This window comes from Exiguobacterium sp. UBA3491, assembly GCF_002377745.1.
Classification (GTDB): Bacteria; Bacillota; Bacilli; order Exiguobacteriales; family Exiguobacteriaceae; genus Exiguobacterium_A.
Genome location: NZ_DFQK01000010.1, coordinates 90,120 through 108,140, shown reverse-complemented (window position 1 = coordinate 108,140; position 18,021 = coordinate 90,120). Strand labels below are relative to the sequence as shown.

Sequence of the window (18,021 nt, the reverse complement as noted above, 5' to 3'; positions counted from 1 at the left end):
GTGAGGATAATTTTTATGGGAAATTGTGAGGGAAATAACACTCTTGAGACATAGTAGTAATGTCCCTGTCATGAGGAAATAAGACCTAAAAAAAGCATTCTAGCTGAAGGCTAAAACGCTTTTGATGATAGTATGCTTATGCTTTTTTTATCGAGTCCATGACAGGATCTTGCGGACGGCGATCTGCTTCTTCCGTGATCATCTTCGATGTCTCGGCAAAGATGTCCATGAAGCTGTCTCCGTACAAACGACGCACGATTGCAGAAATATCCGTCAGTTCTGGGAACTTACCGTACAATTCCTGAAGAGGAAGTGATGCGCGGAAGACGCCATTTTCTTCGGGACGGAATGCTTGGATCGTCTCGAGTAAAAGCGATTCGCCTGCCGGTGTCAACTGGACATAGGTATTTCGTTTATCAGTTTCCTTTTTCGAGAACGTCAACAATCCGCGGTCCTCTAACTTCTTCGAGAAGTTGAATGCCGTCGAGACGTGCATGACACCATACTTCGCGATCTCAGAAATCGAGGCACCACCTAGGGCATGCGAAATCCATAAAATATGGTGTTCGTTGATGTTCAGATCAAAAGGCTTGATCCAATTTTGCCAATCTTTTTCTACCGTTTTCCATAGTGCTTTGCTTAATTGGACAATTTTATGGCTATACAATAATGCTTCTTGTCCAGGATATAACTTTTCGTGTTCCATATCTGACTCATCCTTTCGAAAGGTGACAATGGCTCAAACGCGCAAAATGCAAACTATACAAAAACAAATCGAAGCAACGGATCTTACTTTTGTGGAGAAAGCTGGTCTGCTTCCTGTTTCGCTTCATCAGCGAGAGACTGGATCTTCGTGAGCGATGCTTGGACTTCCGTTTGGTATTCCGAGACGCTCTGCATGACTTCTTCCTTGAAGTGCATACCAGACGCTTTTGCTGTCTCTACTAAGTTCTTGCCCTCGTGGGTCAAATCCTGCACATTCGTTACGATTGTAGAATAAGAATTTCGACGTTGATGACCGTTCGAAGAGTCGCTTTTCGTACCTTGGCGAAGCGCCTTCAGACCATAAAAAGTCACAAGTGTTAGCGTAGCACCAAAAGCGACCCAGTTACGGGCGGGACGCTTCGACATGATAAACCTCCTTTTTAATATTAAAATATTTGTTTCATATTATTTTACCGAAAATTGAATGAAAGAAACCTATTTCGGCAATATTTTTCTAAGGAGAGAAGAAAAAGAACAGCCTTAGATATGCGAAGCGATTGAATTTGCGAGCTCAGCCAATTCTTCTGCCGTATACTCGTCGTTATGGACTTCCCACTTCGCGCCGAATCCGTCTTGCTTATCGTGACGAGGAATGAGATGCAAATGGAAGTGTGAGACTGATTGACCGGCTACTTTTCCTGTATTGGATAGAAGGTTCATACCAGCTGCCTCTGTCTCTTGTTGAAGCGCACGGCTGATTTGCGGAATCGTCGCAAACACGTCCTGTGCCTGTTCAGGCGAGAGATCATACATATTATCGGCATGCTGTTTTGGGATGACGAGCGTATGTCCTTTCGTCACTTGTGACAAGTCGAGGAAGGCGAGAACGGTTTCGTTCTCAAATACGATATGACCAGGAACTTCTTTGCGAGCGATTTTACAGAAGATACATGATTCTTTTTGCATGGAACAGTCACTCCTTTGGGTAAGATAATATTAGTATACGGAAAGTTTCCGCCTTCCGCACGATTGACAGTCAACTTGAACCCGATACACTTAAGACCATACAGCTAATGGAGAAAAAGGAGCGAAGTGCATGGCATCACGAATAGCCTCAACGGCACAGAAAAAACGAAAACGACGTTTACTCATTGGTAGCGCCTTCATCGCCTGTCTGTTTTTGTTAGTTGCCTTTTGGTTTGGGCGCAACATGCAAGAGGCGGCAAAAATGGAGAAAACGGACGAGCGGCTTGCTACTCTATTGAAGGAAAAGGATCAGCGTGGATTCCAACAACTAGTCACGATGAACGGTAAGTCACTACCGATGAGTGAGGCGACACGACTCATTACTTGGTTGACGACTGAATCAGAACGAACGGACCGGGTCATCGCACAAGTCAAACAGGATCAAGACTCTGGTAAACAAGTAAAGGCACATCTGTTTTCGTTACAAGAAGAAGATGGATGGCTTTGGTATGATCGGTACTCTCTCGATGTGAATCCTCAACGATTATCCGTTTCAAGTGATGTCCCTAAAACAGAAGTATCATTAGACGGGGAAGTCATTGGAACGATGGATGGAACATCACTAGAAATCAAGCGTTCTCCAGGAGAATACGATGTTCAAGTAAGTGCGGAACAATCAGGACAGACCGTCCAGGAATCAAAGACTGTACAACTCGGAGATGAACCGAACGCGACAGTCGACTTTAAATTGGCTGATCGGTTCAATACGACCGTTTCGAACGAATATGCAGTCGATATCAAAACATTACTTGAGACGGAAGTGAAAGCGCGAACTGGAAAAAGTATCAATACGATGACGGGCTATCTCGGACGTTCGCGTGATTCGTTCGAGAATACGTTCGGTACGCCTGATTCGACTGTTGCCAACCGAGCACGATACGATGGATATGAAGTGACCTATCAGTCGGGTCAGGTGCAAGAATTGTTGATCCGATTGAATAAGACTCCGGATGAATTGGAAGCTGTCGCTGGAAAACCAGAACGAAAGAAGCGAGAGCAAGTCGGTACCGTTTGGGAATATCCGTCTAGTTTTCTCGAAGGTGTGTTCGAATGGTTGAACTTACGAGCAGAAAAACGAGTCGTCGAGCGAGAAGACGGCATGTGGTTACAATTAAAAGACTAAAAAAATCCTCGGACAGAACGTCCGAGGATTTTTGGTTATCGTTTATTCACCGCACGGAGAATGAACGATACGATAAGGATAAGAATGATAGCTCCGAGTAAAGCAGGAACGATTGCGAATCCGGCAACCATTGGACCCCAATCTCCAAATAATGCTTGACCGATGATTGCACCTACGAAACCAGCGATAATGTTACCGATGATACCGCCTGGAACATCTTTACCTAAAATCAAGCTTGCTAACCAACCAATAATACCGCCGACGATTAATGCCCATAAGAATCCCATTTAAAACACTCCTTTTCAATTTAAAATTTATGATTACTTGCGTACTGCCCGGAGAATAAGTGAAACGATGAAGATCAAGATGACTGCTCCGAGAATAGCCGGAATGACTGCGAAACCAGCGATTTTTGGTCCCATTGAACCAAAGATGGCTTGACCGATCATCGAACCGATGAAACCAGCGATGATGTTACCGATGATGCCGCCCGGTACATCTTTTCCAATGATTAAACTTGCGATCCAACCGATGAGACCACCAACGATTAATGCCCATAAGAATCCCATTTTTAAACAACTCCTCTACATATTAGTTTTACCTGTTTCCAGGCAGTTATAAACACGTGTGAAAGTGAAAAAAAAGAAATCATTCATTGAAAGGACTAGAAGATTAGACCACTTGATAGAGATTAAATGAACGATTCATCGTTTTCACTTTCGATTTGCATGTAAATCGTTTTCATATATTGATGTAACGATTACACTTAGAGTAATTGCCGAAAAAACAAGTATTAAAACATTATATTTTAAAAAATGAGGCACGAAGCTAGAAAGTCTAAGAAGATCTACCTTACGATGAGCTTAAAGGGAGTGGCAAACATGTTATTGGATATCAAAGGTTTATCAGGCGGATATGGATCGAAAACCGTCCTTCATGACATTAATATCGAAGTCGATCGGGGTGAACTCGTTGGTTTAATTGGTTTAAACGGTGCGGGGAAATCGACGACGATCAAGCACATCCTTGGATTACTACCAGTCAAGACGGGATCAGTTCGAATCAATGGATTGGATTTAGCAACGAATGAAACCGAGTATCGTCGTCAAGTCGCATATATTCCGGAACAGCCAATGTTATATGAACAGTTAACGTTGCGGGAGCATCTTCGTTTAATGGCGCAAGGATATGATGTCGAAGAGACGATTGCGACAGAGCGCGCGCAACATTACGCTGAACGACTTCGAATGACGAAACAACTCGAATGGTTTCCGAGTGTCTTTTCAAAAGGGATGAAACAAAAAGCAATGATCTTGTGCGCCCTTGTCACGGGGAGTGAATTGTTGATCGTTGATGAACCATTCGTTGGACTTGATCCACTGGCAATCCGAGAGTTGCTTCAGATTTTTAGTGAACTGAAGCAGGACGGTAAAGGAATTTTAATGTCAACGCATATCCTGGAGACAGCCGAGCGCCACTGCAACCGATTCGTTCTCTTACATGAAGGACATATTGCAGCGGAAGGGACAACGGCTGCTTTACGAGCTCGTTATGGACTACAAGATGGAACGCTGGATGATCTGTACGTTGCTGCGATCGAGGAGGCAGAACGATGAATAGCCAGTCCTTATGGAAGGAACGGTATCAGGCGGCGATGACGGAAACANNTGAAATATACACGATATATGGCGAATGGTGGACTGTTATTCACCGTCTACTTTGTTATTTTATACGCATTAGTCGTCTACGGTCGTTTCCTCGACCAACTCGATCCATCGTTTCCAGGTCGATTCGTCATGGCAGCCTTATTTCTGATTCTGCCGCTCTACCGGACAAGTCGAACGTTTCTTGTCGAGGCGGATCAAGTGTTTCTATTACCCGTGTTAGCGAAGTTATCCAGTTTCATGCAACAGGTGCGCGCATATAATGCGATTTTTGGTATCATCCGTGCCGTGATTCCGTTTTTAGCTGTCGTTGTTCTCTATGTTCGAACGGAACAGACGACACCACTTGAACTTGTTTTACTTGGAGCAGCACTTGCTTTGTTCGGAGCGGCTGCGAATTTATCCAAGCTTGAAGGCATCGCACATCGAACAGTGTTATTGTATGCATTTGGAGCAGCACTACTCGTCATCATCGATATGGCATGGATGTCGATCGTCGTTGCCTTGCTGTTAATGGTCGTCCTTCATCTGAAGCGTCAGGATCATCTCCCATTACGTGAATGGATTGCGCTCGAACGAGAATCACGTGATCGTTTTTATCGACTAGCCAACTGGTTCGTCGATGTCCCACATCTATCGGCAACGTATAAACACCGTCGTCTCTTAAGTAACATGGTCGAGCGGATTCCGTACCAAGCCCAGACGACATTCGATTATTTGTATGTCAAACAGTTCATCCGGAGTGGGGACGGCATCGGATTGATTGTTCGTTTAACACTGATCGGGGCTGTGTTCATGTGGTTGGCGAGCGGTAACGTTTGGTTCGTGGCACTTGCGATTCCTGCGTTTGGTGGATTAACGAGTTTTCAATTGGCGCCGTTTACGAAAGCAGTCGATCAGCATCTGTTGACTCGCTTATTGCCATTTGGGAATGCCGTACATGCTAAACGGAAAATCATCCGCTTCGCAGCAATCAGTCAATGCATCGTTTTGACGCTACTTGGATTCTTCTTAAGTGGATCCATGTATGTCGTTGGTGGGGCAGCTATAGCACTTGTAATTGGTGAATACTATGCCCGAAAATAATAAACAAGAAAGAGCCTACGCGATGGATGTTCATCGCATAGGCTCTTATTCGTTATGAACCATTAATTGACACGTTCGTTTGATAGATCTTCTTCTTCAACCATATGCAATTCCTTGCTGACAGGAGCAGGAAGATCGTAAGAAGCTTGACCATGTTCCGCGACGTCAAGACCACGGAGTTCATCTTCGCGTGTGATTCGAAGTCCGATCGTAAGGTCGAGGACTTTTAAGAAAGCATAACTTAAGACGCTGACGATGACGATAGCAAAGACGACACCAAGAGCTTGAACACCGAGTTGCGTGAAGCCACCCCCATAGAAGAGTCCTGCTTGTCCGATACCTGTGATTTCAACGAGTCGTGGTGAAGCGAAGAATCCAGTTGCGAGTGTACCCCAGATACCAGCGACGCCATGAACGGAGAAGGCGCAAAGTGGATCATCCACGCGACTTGCGAGAAGAATGCTCGTTCCATACGTGATCACACCAGCAAGGAAACCAATGACGACGGCTGCCCATGGTTCCACAAAGGCACAGGCTGCAGTAATGGCGACGAGTGCAGCTAATACACCGTTGATGATCGAAGGAATATCTGCGACGCGACGGTGCCAGAACGAGATGGCAAGAGCGCCGAGGGCACCTGCTGCAGTCGCGAGTAACGTCGTCAAAGCAACGTAACTAAAGAATCCGTCGGCAATCGTTAATGTCGAACCAGCGTTGAAGCCGAACCAACATAACCAGAGGATGAAGGCACCGACGACAGAATAAATGACATTGTGTCCAAGCAACGGTGTTTTTTCAGCACCGATTCTTTTCTTAAGCAGTAAAGCAGCAACAAGTGCAGCAATCCCACCTTGTAAGTGGACGACCGTTGACCCGGCGAAATCTTGCATTCCGAGCGAACCAAGGAATCCACCTGCCCAAACGGAACGAGCAATGATCGGATAGATGATAGCAACGAAAAACGTTCCGAACAACAAGTAAACGGATAATTTAGCACGTTCTGCGAATCCGCCCCAAGCGATTGCGAGAGAGACGGCGACAAACGAGAGTTGGAAGAGGAACTTTACATCAATCGTGATGTTCGACCAATCAAGACTGCTGAATCCTCCATGTAAGAAGAATCCTTCTGTTCCGATAATGGAGTTACCATCACCGAACGTCAATCCGAATCCGATAGCCCAAAAGGCTAGAGCGGCAACTGAGAAGCTGATAATTTGTTTAACAGCGACGTGCCCCGCGTTCTTTGCCCGTAACATCCCTGTTTCCAGAAGTAAGAATCCGATTTGCATCGTAAAGACGAGCAGTGCTGCGAATAAGACATAAAACGTATCGACTGAAATTGCGAGTTGTTCCAGTTTCATTATCGTTCCTCCTTTATCCATTTAAAGTATGTGTTTACTTTAGACGGAAATACTTTAAAAGAAACGTGTTGTGTCAGAAAATCTGACATGGTATTTTTGTAGAAAGGAGTGACGGAGATGAAGTACCGCGAAAAAAAGGTGATGTCGATCGGAATCGTCTGTGAATTGACCGGCTTGTCAGAACGTCAGATTCGTTACTATGAGGAACGGAAATTAATCTTTCCAGAACGGACAAATGGAAAGACGCGAAAATATTCGTTTACGGATGTCGAGCGACTCGTCGAAGTCGCGGAAAAAATCGAGGATGGTTGGCGCACGCACGAAATTCGAGAAAAAGAACGTAAGGTAACGGAACAGCAACGTTCTGACTTAATTCGTGGTCAGTTAAACGCTGCATTCGGTCTTTACAAGAAACAGTGAACATTTCATGAACTGGTAACAGAACTGTCATTTTGTAAACGATTTATTGGCACAGACTTCTTAATTTCAGATATAATGTTTCTGTGTTCACAAACTTATCGTACGTTTTTTGGGGCGTTAGAACGAGTATAAAGGGGTAGTTATGATGAAGAAATTCAATGATACGTTTTTGCGGGCGATCCGTGGCGAGCAGATTGATCACGTTCCCGTCTGGTACATGCGACAAGCAGGTCGTTATCAAGCGGAATATCGTGAAATCAAGAAGACACGGACGCTTTTCGAGATCACGCATGACTCGGAGCTAGGCGCATATGTGACAGAACTACCTGTAAAACAACTAGGAGTCGATGCAGCGATTCTATATAAAGATATCATGACGCCACTTCCGTCGATGGGCGTTGATGTTGAAATCAAGAGTGGCATTGGTCCAGTCATTGCGAATCCGATTCGCACGATGGCAGATGTCGAAGCACTGCAACCGTTCAACCGTGAAGATATTCCGTACATTTATGAAACAATTCGTTTATTACGGGAACGACTTGAAGTGCCGTTAATTGGTTTTTCCGGGGCGCCATTTACACTTGCGAGCTATATGATTGAAGGTGGACCTTCAAAGGGATACCATAAAACGAAAGCATTGATGTATGGACAACCTGAAGTATGGCATGCCTTAATGGAGAAACTAGGTGACATGGTCATCGATTACATCAAATCACAAGTAGATGCAGGGATTCAAGCGTTCCAAATCTTTGATTCATGGGTCGGAACGACAAGCCGGAAAGATTATGTCCGTTACATCAAACCGACGATGGAACGCATTTTCACGGAACTAAAAGATACAGGCGTGCCGATGATCATGTTCGGTGTAGGGGCGAGTCATTTGGCAGAAGAGTGGCATAGCTTACCGTTAGACGTCGTTGGACTCGATTGGCGCTTATCGATCGATGAAGCACGTGAACGTGGGCTGACGAAACCCGTCCAAGGGAACCTCGATCCGTCTTATCTGTTAGCACCATGGGATATCCTTGAAGCGAAAGCGAAGGAGATTCTCGACATGGGAATGAAACAACCAGGGTTCATCTTCAACCTCGGTCACGGCATCTTCCCGGAAGTTGATCCAGAAGTATTGAAACGTTTGACTGCATTTATCCATGATTATTCGAAAGAAAAAATGGAGGTAGAAAAATGAAGACGTTAGGATTACTTGTCATGGCGTATGGTACGCCGTATAAACCTGAAGATATCGAGCGGTATTATACGCATATCCGCCGCGGACGCAAACCGTCTCCAGAAGCATTGGCAGAGTTGACGGAACGCTACGAAGCCATTGGTGGAGTCTCACCACTCGCACAAGTCACGATTGACCAGGCAGAAGAGCTGCACCGTCAATTGTCTGAGAAATATGCCGGTGAAATCGAGTTTAAGCTTTATCTTGGTCTAAAGCACATCGAGCCATTCGTTGAGGATGCTGTCGAGCAAATGGCAAAAGACGGCATCACAGAAGCGGTCACGGTCGTTTTAGCACCGCACTATTCGACGTTCAGTATTCGTTCATATAATGGTCGTGCGAAGGAAGTCGCAGATCAGCACGGTATTCGTCTCGCATCCGTTGAATCGTGGTACAAAGAAGAAGCATTTCTCGATTGGTGGGGGAAAGAAATCCGCAAGACGTTCGACGCTTTACCAGTTCCTGAAGAAAAAGCCGTTCTCGTCGTTTCGGCGCACAGTCTGCCTGAGAAAATCATCGCAAACGGCGATCCGTACCCAGAGCAATTGAAAGAAACTGCCGAATTGATTGCACAACGTGCCGGTGTACCGCATATGATCACAGGTTGGCAATCAGCTGGACAAACACCTGAGCCATGGCTCGGCCCTGATGTTCAGGATCTGACACGTGATGTTTACGAAGAAAAAGGATACGAAGCGTTCGTTTACGTGCCAGTCGGCTTCGTTGCGGACCATCTAGAAGTATTATTCGATAATGACTATGAGTGTAAAGTCGTCTGCGACGAACTCGGAATCCATTATGCGCGACCTGTCATGCCAAACGCGGATCCTGCTTTCATGAAAGCTGTCACGGAAGCCGTCGCGAAACAGGTGGGTAGTTATGTCCAGTAAACGTCTCGTCATCGTGGGCGGCGGTATTTCAGGACTTGCGGCCGCCTATTATGCAGAGAAACAGTTTCCGGAAATGAACATCACGTTACTTGAGGCAGAAGGTCGTCTCGGTGGTAAGGTGGCAACATATCGGGACGAAGGATTGACGATCGAGCGGGGACCAGATTCGTATGTCGCACGAAAACACGTACTGACGGATCTCATCGAAGAGATTGGATTAGGGGAGCAACTCGTTCGTAATAACACGTCGCAAGCCTATATATTGGATGCGCGAGGTCTCCACCCGATTCCAAAAGGTGCCGTCATGGGTATCCCGACGGATTTAGAGTTATTTGCAAAGACTTCTTTGTTGACGGAAGAAGAAAAAGCAGAAGTGTCAGAACGATTGCTTCACCCTGCTCCTGATTTGACGATTCCAGAAACAGATATCCCACTAGGAGAGTATTTGCGTCCGCGTCTTGGAGATGCGCTCGTCGAGAAGCTGATCGAACCGCTTCTTTCAGGCATTTATGCTGGTGATATCGACCGGATGAGTACGTTTGCGACCTACCCACAATTTGTTGCAAATGAACAAAAGGCAGGAAGTTTGTTTGAAGGAATGCGTCTCATGCGTCCGCTTGACCAAGAACAAGGTCCGACGCTCAAAGCGACAGGTCAATTTTTATCGCTCGCTACTGGACTCGAGTCTCTCGTCGAGCGGCTAGAAGAGGTGCTTGAACGGACAGAAATTCGTCTTGAGACACCACTTCGCTCGATTAAACGGGAAGAAGATGGGCGGTATCGTCTCGAAACGGATCATGGTCCAGAGTATGCCGATGATATTTTGTTGACGATTCCGCATCGCCAAATCGTGTCCCTGTTACCAGAAGCGACGCTGCCTGGGCTTGCGAACCTCTCGACACACTCGACGGCGACAGTCACGTTGATTTTCGATAAGGAAACAGCGTTGCCGATCGATGGAACAGGTTTCATCGTCAACCGTCAGGCACCGTATTCGATTACAGCGTGTACGGCGATTGATCAAAAGTGGAATCATGCAGCACCGAATCATACCGTGCTTCGTGCCTTCATCGGTCGTCCCGGAAAAGATGCACTCGTTCGTGAATCAGACGAAATGATTGAACGGGTCGTCTTAGAAGATCTTGAAGCCATCTGTGGTCGTCCGTTGCAACCGGAACGTGTCGTCATCAGTCGTCTATTAGACGGCTTACCGGCCTACACGGTAGGGCATGCACAGCGGATTCAAGAAGTGCGAGAAACCATCGCTTCGCACTATCCACACATTCATTTAGCCGGACTTGCTTATGATGGTGTTGGATTGCCAGACTGTGTAGCAGGTGTCAAAGCGACACTTGAACAAATGGCGTTACAACAACCGGAACCATGTCAAGAATCATGAAAGACCTAAACCTTTTTGAAGCCATTCGTGCTTTAAAAAGGTTTTTTTGTCTTCAAAAGAATGACACGGAAGGAAACGGGAATAGGAGACAAGGGACCAAAATCGAACAATACCGTTGAAACGGGAGGGAATCGTATGGTGGAAGTATGGAGTACGTTCACGATCATCATCGTCTACGGATTGCTCATCATGAATATCTTTGCGGTCCTAACGGTTATTTTTCTCGAACGGCGCGATATTGGTGCGACGTGGGCATGGGTGTTCATCTTGTATTTCGTTCCACTCGTTGGGTTTCTCGTCTATCTGTTTTTCGGAAGATTGTTGAAAAAATCGAATTTTTATCGTATTACGGAAGAAGAACAACTAGAACACGATAGACGGATTGCCTTACAGAAAAAAGAACTCGTGACGATGGGGCGGCACCCGATGATTCAAAAGCACCGGGATATGATTCGGATGAATCTGATGTCGAACGGTTCGTTACTCAGTCTCTCGAATCAACTGCAGATTCTTTCGGATGGAGAACAGAAATTCAATAGGATGATTCAAGATATCCGCCAGGCAGAACATGAAGTGAATATTCAATACTACATCATTCAGAAAGATCGCCTTGGGCTAGCGTTGATCGATGCATTAACCGAATGTGCTCGTCGTGGAATCAAAGTCCGTCTATTATACGATGCTGTCGGATCACGTAGTCTCAAACGGACGGATTTCAAAGATTTACTGGTACACGGGGGAGAAGTGTTCGCTTTTTTCCCGTCGACGATCGGTTTCGTTAATTTTCGCTTAAATAACCGCAATCACCGTAAATCCTGTATCATTGACGGTCGAATCGGCTACATTGGTGGATTTAACGTCGGTACGGAATATCTAGGTATCGACGAAAAGTTCGGCTACTGGCGGGATACGCATTTTCGCTTGAAAGGTGATGTCGTTCACGATCAGCTCGACCGTTTTATTCTTGACTGGAATCAAGCGAGTGACGTCTATACAGAAAAATCATTGTTCTACTACGGGACACACAGGGTTCAGAATATATTACCGATGCAGATCGTCACGTCGGGTCCGGATTCCCGTTCAGAATATCTGAAGCTTGCTTTGATCAAGATGATCAATGAGGCAAAGCGGACGATTTACATTCAATCGCCTTATTTCATTCCAGACACGAGTTATTTAGATGCATGTAAGGCAGCCCTTCTGTCTGGAGTGGAGGTGCGCATCATGATTCCGAATAAGCCGGACCATCCATTCGTTTACTGGGCGACGACAGCTGCTGTAGGAGAGTTGTTGTCGTACGGAGCTAAAGTCTACACGTATGAACCTGGATTTTTACATGCGAAGACGATTGTTGTTGATGGAGAGATTGCTTCAGTCGGGACGACGAATATCGATGCACGAAGTTTCCGTTTAAATTTCGAAATGAATACAATCGTCTATGATCAGGAAGTAGCAATTAAACTAGAACGGCTCTTCTTAGCCGATTGTGATGTATCAAAGCTCATGACGGTCGAGTCGTATGTTGCGCGTTCAAGAATGATCAAATTCAAGGAAAGTATTTCGCGTTTGTTGTCACCAATCTTGTAAACTGTGTTTACGACCAGTCAAAATGTGAAAAATGGTATAGTGGTATGGAAATAGAAAAAGAGGAGAGTGAAGACGATGGCAAATCCAATTAAATTACTCGTATCAGACATGGATGGTACCGTTCTTTCGGGCAAACAACGAATAGAACCGGAGACGATTCAGGCAATTGAAGCAGCACGCGAACAAGGTGTCGAGTTTGCAATTGCAACAGGACGTAATTACTTAAATGCTAAAGAATTGACGGATGCCGCAGGAATTCATTGTCCGATCATTGCTTCAAACGGGGCACGTGTGATGACCGTCGATGGAGAAGAGTTGAGTGCGACGACTCTAACGACAGAACAGGCACAGCAAATTTACGGCATCATTAGCCAGTACGAAGTCTTCTTCGAGATGTTCTGTGATCAAGGACTCGTGACAGCGCAAGGAGCGACGATTGATGCAGCCTACGATTCGTTAAAAGAATTAAGTGAAGAAAGTGATCGGGCAAAACAAGTGCTTGATTTCTTCCACGATCGCTATTATGTCCACGAAGACGTCAAGATGATTGATGGATTCCGGTCATACATTCGTAATCAAGCGGGAAAAGTATTCAAGTTCATTTCGTTCTCATTTGATCAAGAATTGATGAAAACAATCTGGCAGGAAATCGAGCAGAAAGTCGAGGGTGTCTATGTCACGTCGTCAGGACACGATAACATCGAAGTCATGGCAGTCGGTGCCGATAAAGGAACGGCAGTTAAAATCCTCGCGGACCACCTTGGTGTGCCGATCGAACAAGTCGCTGTCATCGGTGATAATTTGAACGATCTTCCCATGTTTAAGGTTGCTGGAAAGGCGATCGCGATGGGGAATGGTCATGATGAAGCAAAAGCGATTGCGCATCACGTAACGAAAACAAACGATGAGCACGGCGTCGGATATGCGATTCAGCAATTGGCGTCCCGTGCTTGGTAAGGGGGATTTTTCATGTTTAAGGCATTTAAGGAGTTTGCTTTTCGAGGCAATGTGATCGATTTAGCGGTCGGAGTCATTCTCGGTGCTGCGTTCAGCGGGATTATCAAATCACTCGTCGACAGCGTCTTCATGCCGTTGATCGGTATCATCATCGGTGGTATTGATGTCAAAGGATTATCAATCATGGTCGGAAATGCAAAATTACAGTACGGTCAGTTCCTTCAGGCGAGTATCGAATTCTTATTGATTGCCTTTGCTTTGTTCATCTTCGTCAAAGGAATCACTTCGTTCCGGAAGAAGGAAGAAGTCGTCGAAGAAGAAGCGGTACCAACGACAGAAGAAAAACTATTGACAGAAATCAGAGATGCCTTGATTCGTCAAAATGAGTCATCACCTAAAAACTGATATATACCAAAAGGGGCTGACTCAAAAAAAGAATGACGCGTCTTTTCACGCCCTTTCCTCAGGCGAGACACAAGCCAGTTTTCCTGCTTCCTTGAAGCAGGAAAGCGGGTCTTGTTCGTCTCTGACAACGCACAAATGCGTTTTTCCTGTAGGAGTGGCGTGTGACGCGTCATTCTTTTTATTATGAGATAAGGGGGACAGATTGATGATCTGTCCCCCCTTATCTTTGTAGAGACTGACTTTTGAGTCAGCCTCTTGCTGTGTTCATTAAATTTTGAATTGATGTGTCTGACTGTCAAGCGACGTCGTCGTCGACTCGAGTTCTTGCATCAATTGATGAATCTGTTCGAACGATGCCTGTTGATCACGCATCGAAGCAGCGATCTCTTCATTTCCGGCTGCAAGTTCTTCCATGACACCACTAACTGTACTGACTTGACCAACGACATGGCGGGCTTGTTGTTTCGAATGTACGAGTTGTTTCGTCACATAATCGAGTGTTTCGGTCACACTCGCTACTTTTTGACGCGTCTCACCGAATGCTTGTTGGACGTGTGTAAAATTCTCGACCTGGTTCATCTGTTCCCGCTCCGCTTGCACGAGTGCTTCTTGTAAAACAGCACCGTCTTGGCGAATCGAACGGACGAGTGAGAAGATCGAACGTGTCGCCTCATTTGTCTCGTCCGCTAACTTTTTGACTTCACTTGCCACGACGGCAAATCCACGACCGGCTTCCCCAGCCCGTGCAGCCTCGATAGCCGCATTGAGTGACAATAAATTCGTCTGCGCAGAGACTCCCGCGACGAGTTGTGCCATCTGCTCGATTTGTTGCGTCTGTTCTAAGAAACCTTCCAGTTTCTGACCGAGTTCACGATTTTGTTCTGTTGACGCGCGAAGTGACCGTGCTTGCTGTTCCATGACGGAACTACTTTGAACCATCACGTGATCGGCCGCTTGTCCTTCTGCATAAGCGGTTTGTGCACGTTGTTCACTCTCCTCGAAGAGCTGTTGCATATCGGACATCGTACTGACTGTCGTCTGGATATCATCCGACACCGTTTGTGTACCACTCGCCATCTCATTAATCGCATGGGTCATGTTACCAGAAACTTCGACGATGTTCGCGTTCTCCGTCGTCGCTTCCGTACTCATCTGACGAATCGTGTTCGACGAGCGACTGATCGTTCCGATGACCTCATGTAAAGTTCCTTGCATCTGCGCAACAGCCGTCTCGAGTCGACCAATCTCATCTTTTCGACCGGATACGACCAGTTCCTGTGACAAGTCTCCATCCGAAATTTGCTCTGCTGTCCGGACGACACGGCTGATCGGTCGCGTGATACTACGTGCGAAGTACCAATTGTATAAGGCTAGACCAATCAGGAGGAGGAATGTCGCGATTAGGACGGTCCGCGTCAAATTCAATGTCTCCTCTTTTGCCTCACGTTGTAAGACATCATAAAATTCCCCATTTTTCGTATGTAACGTATAGAGATCACTAAGGACACCTTCGATTCGTGCAGCATGGGAGCGAATGTCAATCGGATTCACCGCGTCCGTCAGTTCCGTCCGTTTTGCAGCGAGCGTCTTATACTTCATATCCGCCCGGTTCAACTCTTCTTGAAACGCTGGAATCAAATATGTCTTCTGTAGCTGATTCAAAGCTTGCTCGTTCTTCCTACTAAGAGCCTGAACCTGCTCCGCCTGACTCTCAGACGGTTGGCTTGCCAGTCGGTTCCATGCTGCCTGTTCATATAAGAGCTTCGTTTCGAGTTCTGAAATTTCAACGAGTTGTTTCCCGTAGTCTTCGTTATAGGATTGAATTTGACGGAGTTGGAACAAGGTCCATCCCATCAAGATGACGACACTCAAAATCGTCACTAATGTTGAGAGTAAAAATCGTTTCCGTAACGTCATTGGATCGTCACCTTACCTTCGAGCACGTCTTGTTGCAGCTGCTCTAATTTTTTTCGTTCCCCGTCCGTAAAGTTCGTATTACGGATTGGAGCCAACTGGATTGCCCCTTCTTTGACACCTAGGACGACTTGTCCAGATTGGAGTCCTTTTGCATCCACATCTTGTCCGATTTTCGTAATCGCAAGATCAACTTGTTTTAGCATCGACGTCATGACGGCGTCAGGCGCGATCGGGGTCTGATCGCTATCAACACCGATAGCTTTTTTCCCCTTCGTTTGCGCTGCCTCAAGGACGCCGCTCCCTGTTAATCCAGCAGCTGCATATAACACGTCTGCCTTTTTCTGCATCATTTCGTTTGCAAGCGTCCGTCCCTTTTCGGGCGCCGCAAAGTCCTCCGCATATTCGACGAGTACCTTTGTTTTCGGATTGACGGCTTTAGCGCCAGCTATGTATCCTTTTTCGAACTTCTCAATCAAAGGCGACTTCATCCCACCGACGAAACCAATCGTATTCGTCTTGGTTTGGATTCCTGCAGCGGCACCCGCTAAGTAGCTTCCTTCGTCCTCTTTGAACGTAACCGAGAGTACGTTCGGTAACGTCGAGACGGCATCAATCAAGGCGAATTGTTGTTTCGGATATTTTTTAGCGACGGTCTCAAGATCTGTCTGCCCCATGTAGCCGAGTCCGACGATAACGGTCGGCTTCTTTTTCGCTAACGCTTCGAATGCTGTTTTATAGGTCTTCGTTTCGTTTAATTCCCGGTAATCGATCGACCAGCCTTCCTTCTCCCGTAACAACGCCATACCGCTCATCGCTGCATCGCTGAATGATTGATCGCCAAGACCAACGTCCGATAAGACGACCGCCATTTCCTTTCGCTCCTTGACTGCCCGTTCTGGATCATCGATGACACTACCGCATCCTGCAAGGCTTAGTGTCGATGCCAGTATGATTCCGCTCCACCGTTTCATTCATTCCACATCCTTCCGACATTCTACATCTGATTATCGGAAGCGATGTCTGACTTCTTAATACAAAATTTAAATTCAGAATAGTCCCATAACACAAAAAAACGCCCCTCTAAAAAAGAGGGACATGTCAGATATTCTTAGTAATCGCTATCAGACGTACCACCTGTAACGATTGCGATTCCTGCTGATGCACCAATGCGTGATGCACCTGCATCGATCATTGCTTTTGCACCTTCGAAGTCACGAACGCCACCAGATGCTTTAACACCGATGTCAGGACCAACTGTCTCACGCATGAGACGGATGTCTTCGACTGTTGCACCACCTGTTGAGAAACCAGTCGATGTCTTCACGAAGTTAGCACCTGCTTTAACTGAAAGTTCAGCAGCTGTTTTGATTTCTTCTTTTGTAAGAAGGCAGTTTTCGAAGATGACTTTAACGAGTGTACCGTTTGCCGCTTCGACAACCGCACGAATGTCACGTTCAACTAACTCAAGATCGCCATCTTTTAATGCACCGATGTTTAGAACCATATCGATTTCTGTCGCACCGTTTTGAATGGCATCTTTTGTTTCGAATGCTTTCACTTCTGGCGTGTTTGCTCCAAGTGGGAAGCCGATGACTGTACAGACTTTGACGTCATCATCTGATTTTAAGAGTTCTGCTGCTAACGCGACGTATGTCGGGTTAACACAGACGCTTGCGAATTTGTATTCTAATGCTTCTTTACAGAGTGTCTCGATTTGAGCACGTGATGTTTCTGGCTTCAGTGCCGTATGGTCGATCATTCCTGCTAAATTCATGATTGTTGTCCTCCTTAAGGGTATCCCTTAGACTCTGATTTTATTCTATCACGCAAGAGGTCTGACTTCTATCTTTTTACGCGACTTTTCGAAGCTGTTTTTTTCGAATCCAGACTCCATTGAGCGTAAAGACTGTCGCTGCTGTCCAAATACATGTAAACGCCACCATGTGTGTTTTAGTAAACGGTTCATGATAGAGCAAAACACCGAGTCCGAGCGACAAGGTCGGTGCGACGAATTGAAGGAATCCGACCCATGTGAACGGAATTCGTTGTGCCCCGAATCCAAATAACAAAAGTGGCACGGCGGTAACGATCCCGGTCAAGATAAGTCCGGTCATCGTACCGATCGATTCAGTCATCGAAGACGTTCCCTGTACTTGCCAATAGCCGAGGAAAATCAAAGCAAGCGGAAGTGGCGCCATCGTCTCAAGCGTCAGACTGACCGTTGATTCCAGCGGTCGCCGCTTTTTGACGACG

General features: G+C 46.1%; 20 protein-coding genes. 10 read left to right on the top strand and 10 right to left on the bottom strand.

All coding sequences use genetic code 11. The features are described 5' to 3' along the window. Positions 1–136: 136 nt before the first annotated feature. The 3 genes from B4F99_RS02780 to B4F99_RS02770 all read right to left on the bottom strand — a co-directional run bounded on the left by B4F99_RS02780 (position 137) and on the right by B4F99_RS02770 (position 1,671). Complete coding sequence (locus B4F99_RS02780; RefSeq protein WP_035409411.1) at positions 137–706, bottom strand: HTH-type transcriptional regulator Hpr; 570 nt, start codon at positions 704–706, stop codon at positions 137–139. 83 nt (positions 707–789) lie between these two features. After that, positions 790–1,131, bottom strand: a complete 342-nt coding sequence (locus tag B4F99_RS02775) for a hypothetical protein (RefSeq protein WP_214856756.1) — start codon at positions 1,129–1,131, stop codon at positions 790–792. 114 nt (positions 1,132–1,245) lie between these two features. Then, complete coding sequence (locus tag B4F99_RS02770; protein WP_214856754.1) at positions 1,246–1,671, bottom strand: HIT family protein; 426 nt, start codon at positions 1,669–1,671, stop codon at positions 1,246–1,248. A gap of 130 nt (positions 1,672–1,801) precedes the next feature. Here B4F99_RS02770 and B4F99_RS02765 point away from each other — a divergent pair, with 130 nt between their 5' ends. After that, a complete protein-coding gene (locus tag B4F99_RS02765) occupies positions 1,802–2,854 on the top strand; it encodes a TcaA second domain-containing protein (protein WP_290755142.1) in 1,053 nt (350 codons plus the stop codon). Between the two features lie 35 nt (positions 2,855–2,889). On the opposite strand, the gene B4F99_RS02760 is transcribed toward B4F99_RS02765, so the two are convergent. Together B4F99_RS02760 and B4F99_RS02755 are read right to left on the bottom strand one after the other, a co-directional pair. Further along, on the bottom strand, positions 2,890–3,141 hold the full coding sequence (locus B4F99_RS02760; RefSeq protein WP_087679752.1) for a GlsB/YeaQ/YmgE family stress response membrane protein: 252 nt from the start codon (positions 3,139–3,141) through the stop codon (positions 2,890–2,892). A 33-nt stretch (positions 3,142–3,174) separates the two neighbouring features. Continuing rightward, positions 3,175–3,423: a GlsB/YeaQ/YmgE family stress response membrane protein gene (locus B4F99_RS02755; RefSeq protein WP_087679753.1), complete on the bottom strand. Its 249-nt coding sequence runs from the start codon at positions 3,421–3,423 to the stop codon at positions 3,175–3,177. Positions 3,424–3,735: 312 nt separating this feature from the next. Between B4F99_RS02755 and B4F99_RS02750 the strand changes: the two genes are divergently transcribed. Beyond that, on the top strand, positions 3,736–4,470 hold the full coding sequence (locus B4F99_RS02750; protein WP_214856750.1) for an ABC transporter ATP-binding protein: 735 nt from the start codon (positions 3,736–3,738) through the stop codon (positions 4,468–4,470). A gap of 69 nt (positions 4,471–4,539) precedes the next feature. Continuing rightward, positions 4,540–5,604: an ABC transporter permease gene (locus B4F99_RS02745; protein WP_290755137.1), complete on the top strand. Its 1,065-nt coding sequence runs from the start codon at positions 4,540–4,542 to the stop codon at positions 5,602–5,604. Between the two features lie 62 nt (positions 5,605–5,666). On the opposite strand, the gene B4F99_RS02740 is transcribed toward B4F99_RS02745, so the two are convergent. After that, positions 5,667–6,965: an ammonium transporter gene (locus tag B4F99_RS02740; protein WP_035409402.1), complete on the bottom strand. Its 1,299-nt coding sequence runs from the start codon at positions 6,963–6,965 to the stop codon at positions 5,667–5,669. Between the two features lie 117 nt (positions 6,966–7,082). Between B4F99_RS02740 and B4F99_RS02735 the strand changes: the two genes are divergently transcribed. The 7 genes from B4F99_RS02735 to mscL all read left to right on the top strand — a co-directional run bounded on the left by B4F99_RS02735 (position 7,083) and on the right by mscL (position 13,851). Further along, positions 7,083–7,385: a MerR family transcriptional regulator gene (locus B4F99_RS02735; protein ID WP_035409401.1), complete on the top strand. Its 303-nt coding sequence runs from the start codon at positions 7,083–7,085 to the stop codon at positions 7,383–7,385. Positions 7,386–7,527: 142 nt separating this feature from the next. Further along, complete coding sequence (hemE, locus tag B4F99_RS02730) at positions 7,528–8,574, top strand: uroporphyrinogen decarboxylase (RefSeq protein WP_035409400.1); 1,047 nt, start codon at positions 7,528–7,530, stop codon at positions 8,572–8,574. After that, on the top strand, positions 8,571–9,503 hold the full coding sequence (hemH, locus tag B4F99_RS02725; RefSeq protein ID WP_023467355.1) for a ferrochelatase: 933 nt from the start codon (positions 8,571–8,573) through the stop codon (positions 9,501–9,503). Before hemE ends, hemH begins: the two co-directional genes overlap by 4 nt. Beyond that, positions 9,493–10,902 (top strand): protoporphyrinogen oxidase, encoded by a 1,410-nt coding sequence (gene hemG / locus B4F99_RS02720; protein ID WP_290755135.1) that lies wholly within the window; start codon positions 9,493–9,495, stop codon positions 10,900–10,902. The genes hemH and hemG overlap by 11 nt, the downstream gene beginning before the upstream one ends. Before the next feature lie 135 nt (positions 10,903–11,037). Continuing rightward, the gene (gene cls, locus B4F99_RS02715; protein ID WP_290755133.1) at positions 11,038–12,489 is read left to right on the top strand and encodes a cardiolipin synthase; all 1,452 of its coding nucleotides are present in this window, start codon (positions 11,038–11,040) and stop codon (positions 12,487–12,489) included. A 75-nt stretch (positions 12,490–12,564) separates the two neighbouring features. Further along, positions 12,565–13,446 (top strand): Cof-type HAD-IIB family hydrolase, encoded by an 882-nt coding sequence (locus B4F99_RS02710; RefSeq protein ID WP_056059977.1) that lies wholly within the window; start codon positions 12,565–12,567, stop codon positions 13,444–13,446. A gap of 12 nt (positions 13,447–13,458) precedes the next feature. Further along, positions 13,459–13,851 carry a large-conductance mechanosensitive channel protein MscL gene (mscL, locus tag B4F99_RS02705; protein ID WP_035409394.1) on the top strand — a complete coding sequence of 131 codons (393 nt, stop codon included), beginning with the start codon at positions 13,459–13,461 and terminating at the stop codon, positions 13,849–13,851. Between the two features lie 267 nt (positions 13,852–14,118). Here mscL and B4F99_RS02700 read toward each other — a convergent pair whose 3' ends face one another. From B4F99_RS02700 to B4F99_RS02685, 4 genes are all read right to left on the bottom strand, one after another. Next, positions 14,119–15,768 (bottom strand): methyl-accepting chemotaxis protein, encoded by a 1,650-nt coding sequence (locus tag B4F99_RS02700; RefSeq protein ID WP_290755130.1) that lies wholly within the window; start codon positions 15,766–15,768, stop codon positions 14,119–14,121. Further along, the gene (locus tag B4F99_RS02695) at positions 15,765–16,739 is read right to left on the bottom strand and encodes a BMP family lipoprotein (protein WP_056060078.1); all 975 of its coding nucleotides are present in this window, start codon (positions 16,737–16,739) and stop codon (positions 15,765–15,767) included. The genes B4F99_RS02700 and B4F99_RS02695 overlap by 4 nt, the downstream gene beginning before the upstream one ends. A 137-nt stretch (positions 16,740–16,876) precedes the next feature. Next, the gene (gene deoC, locus B4F99_RS02690; RefSeq protein ID WP_023467449.1) at positions 16,877–17,542 is read right to left on the bottom strand and encodes a deoxyribose-phosphate aldolase; all 666 of its coding nucleotides are present in this window, start codon (positions 17,540–17,542) and stop codon (positions 16,877–16,879) included. A 76-nt stretch (positions 17,543–17,618) separates the two neighbouring features. Beyond that, on the bottom strand, positions 17,619–18,021 hold a 403-nt coding region (locus B4F99_RS02685; RefSeq protein WP_414651130.1), incomplete at its 5' end, for an EamA family transporter.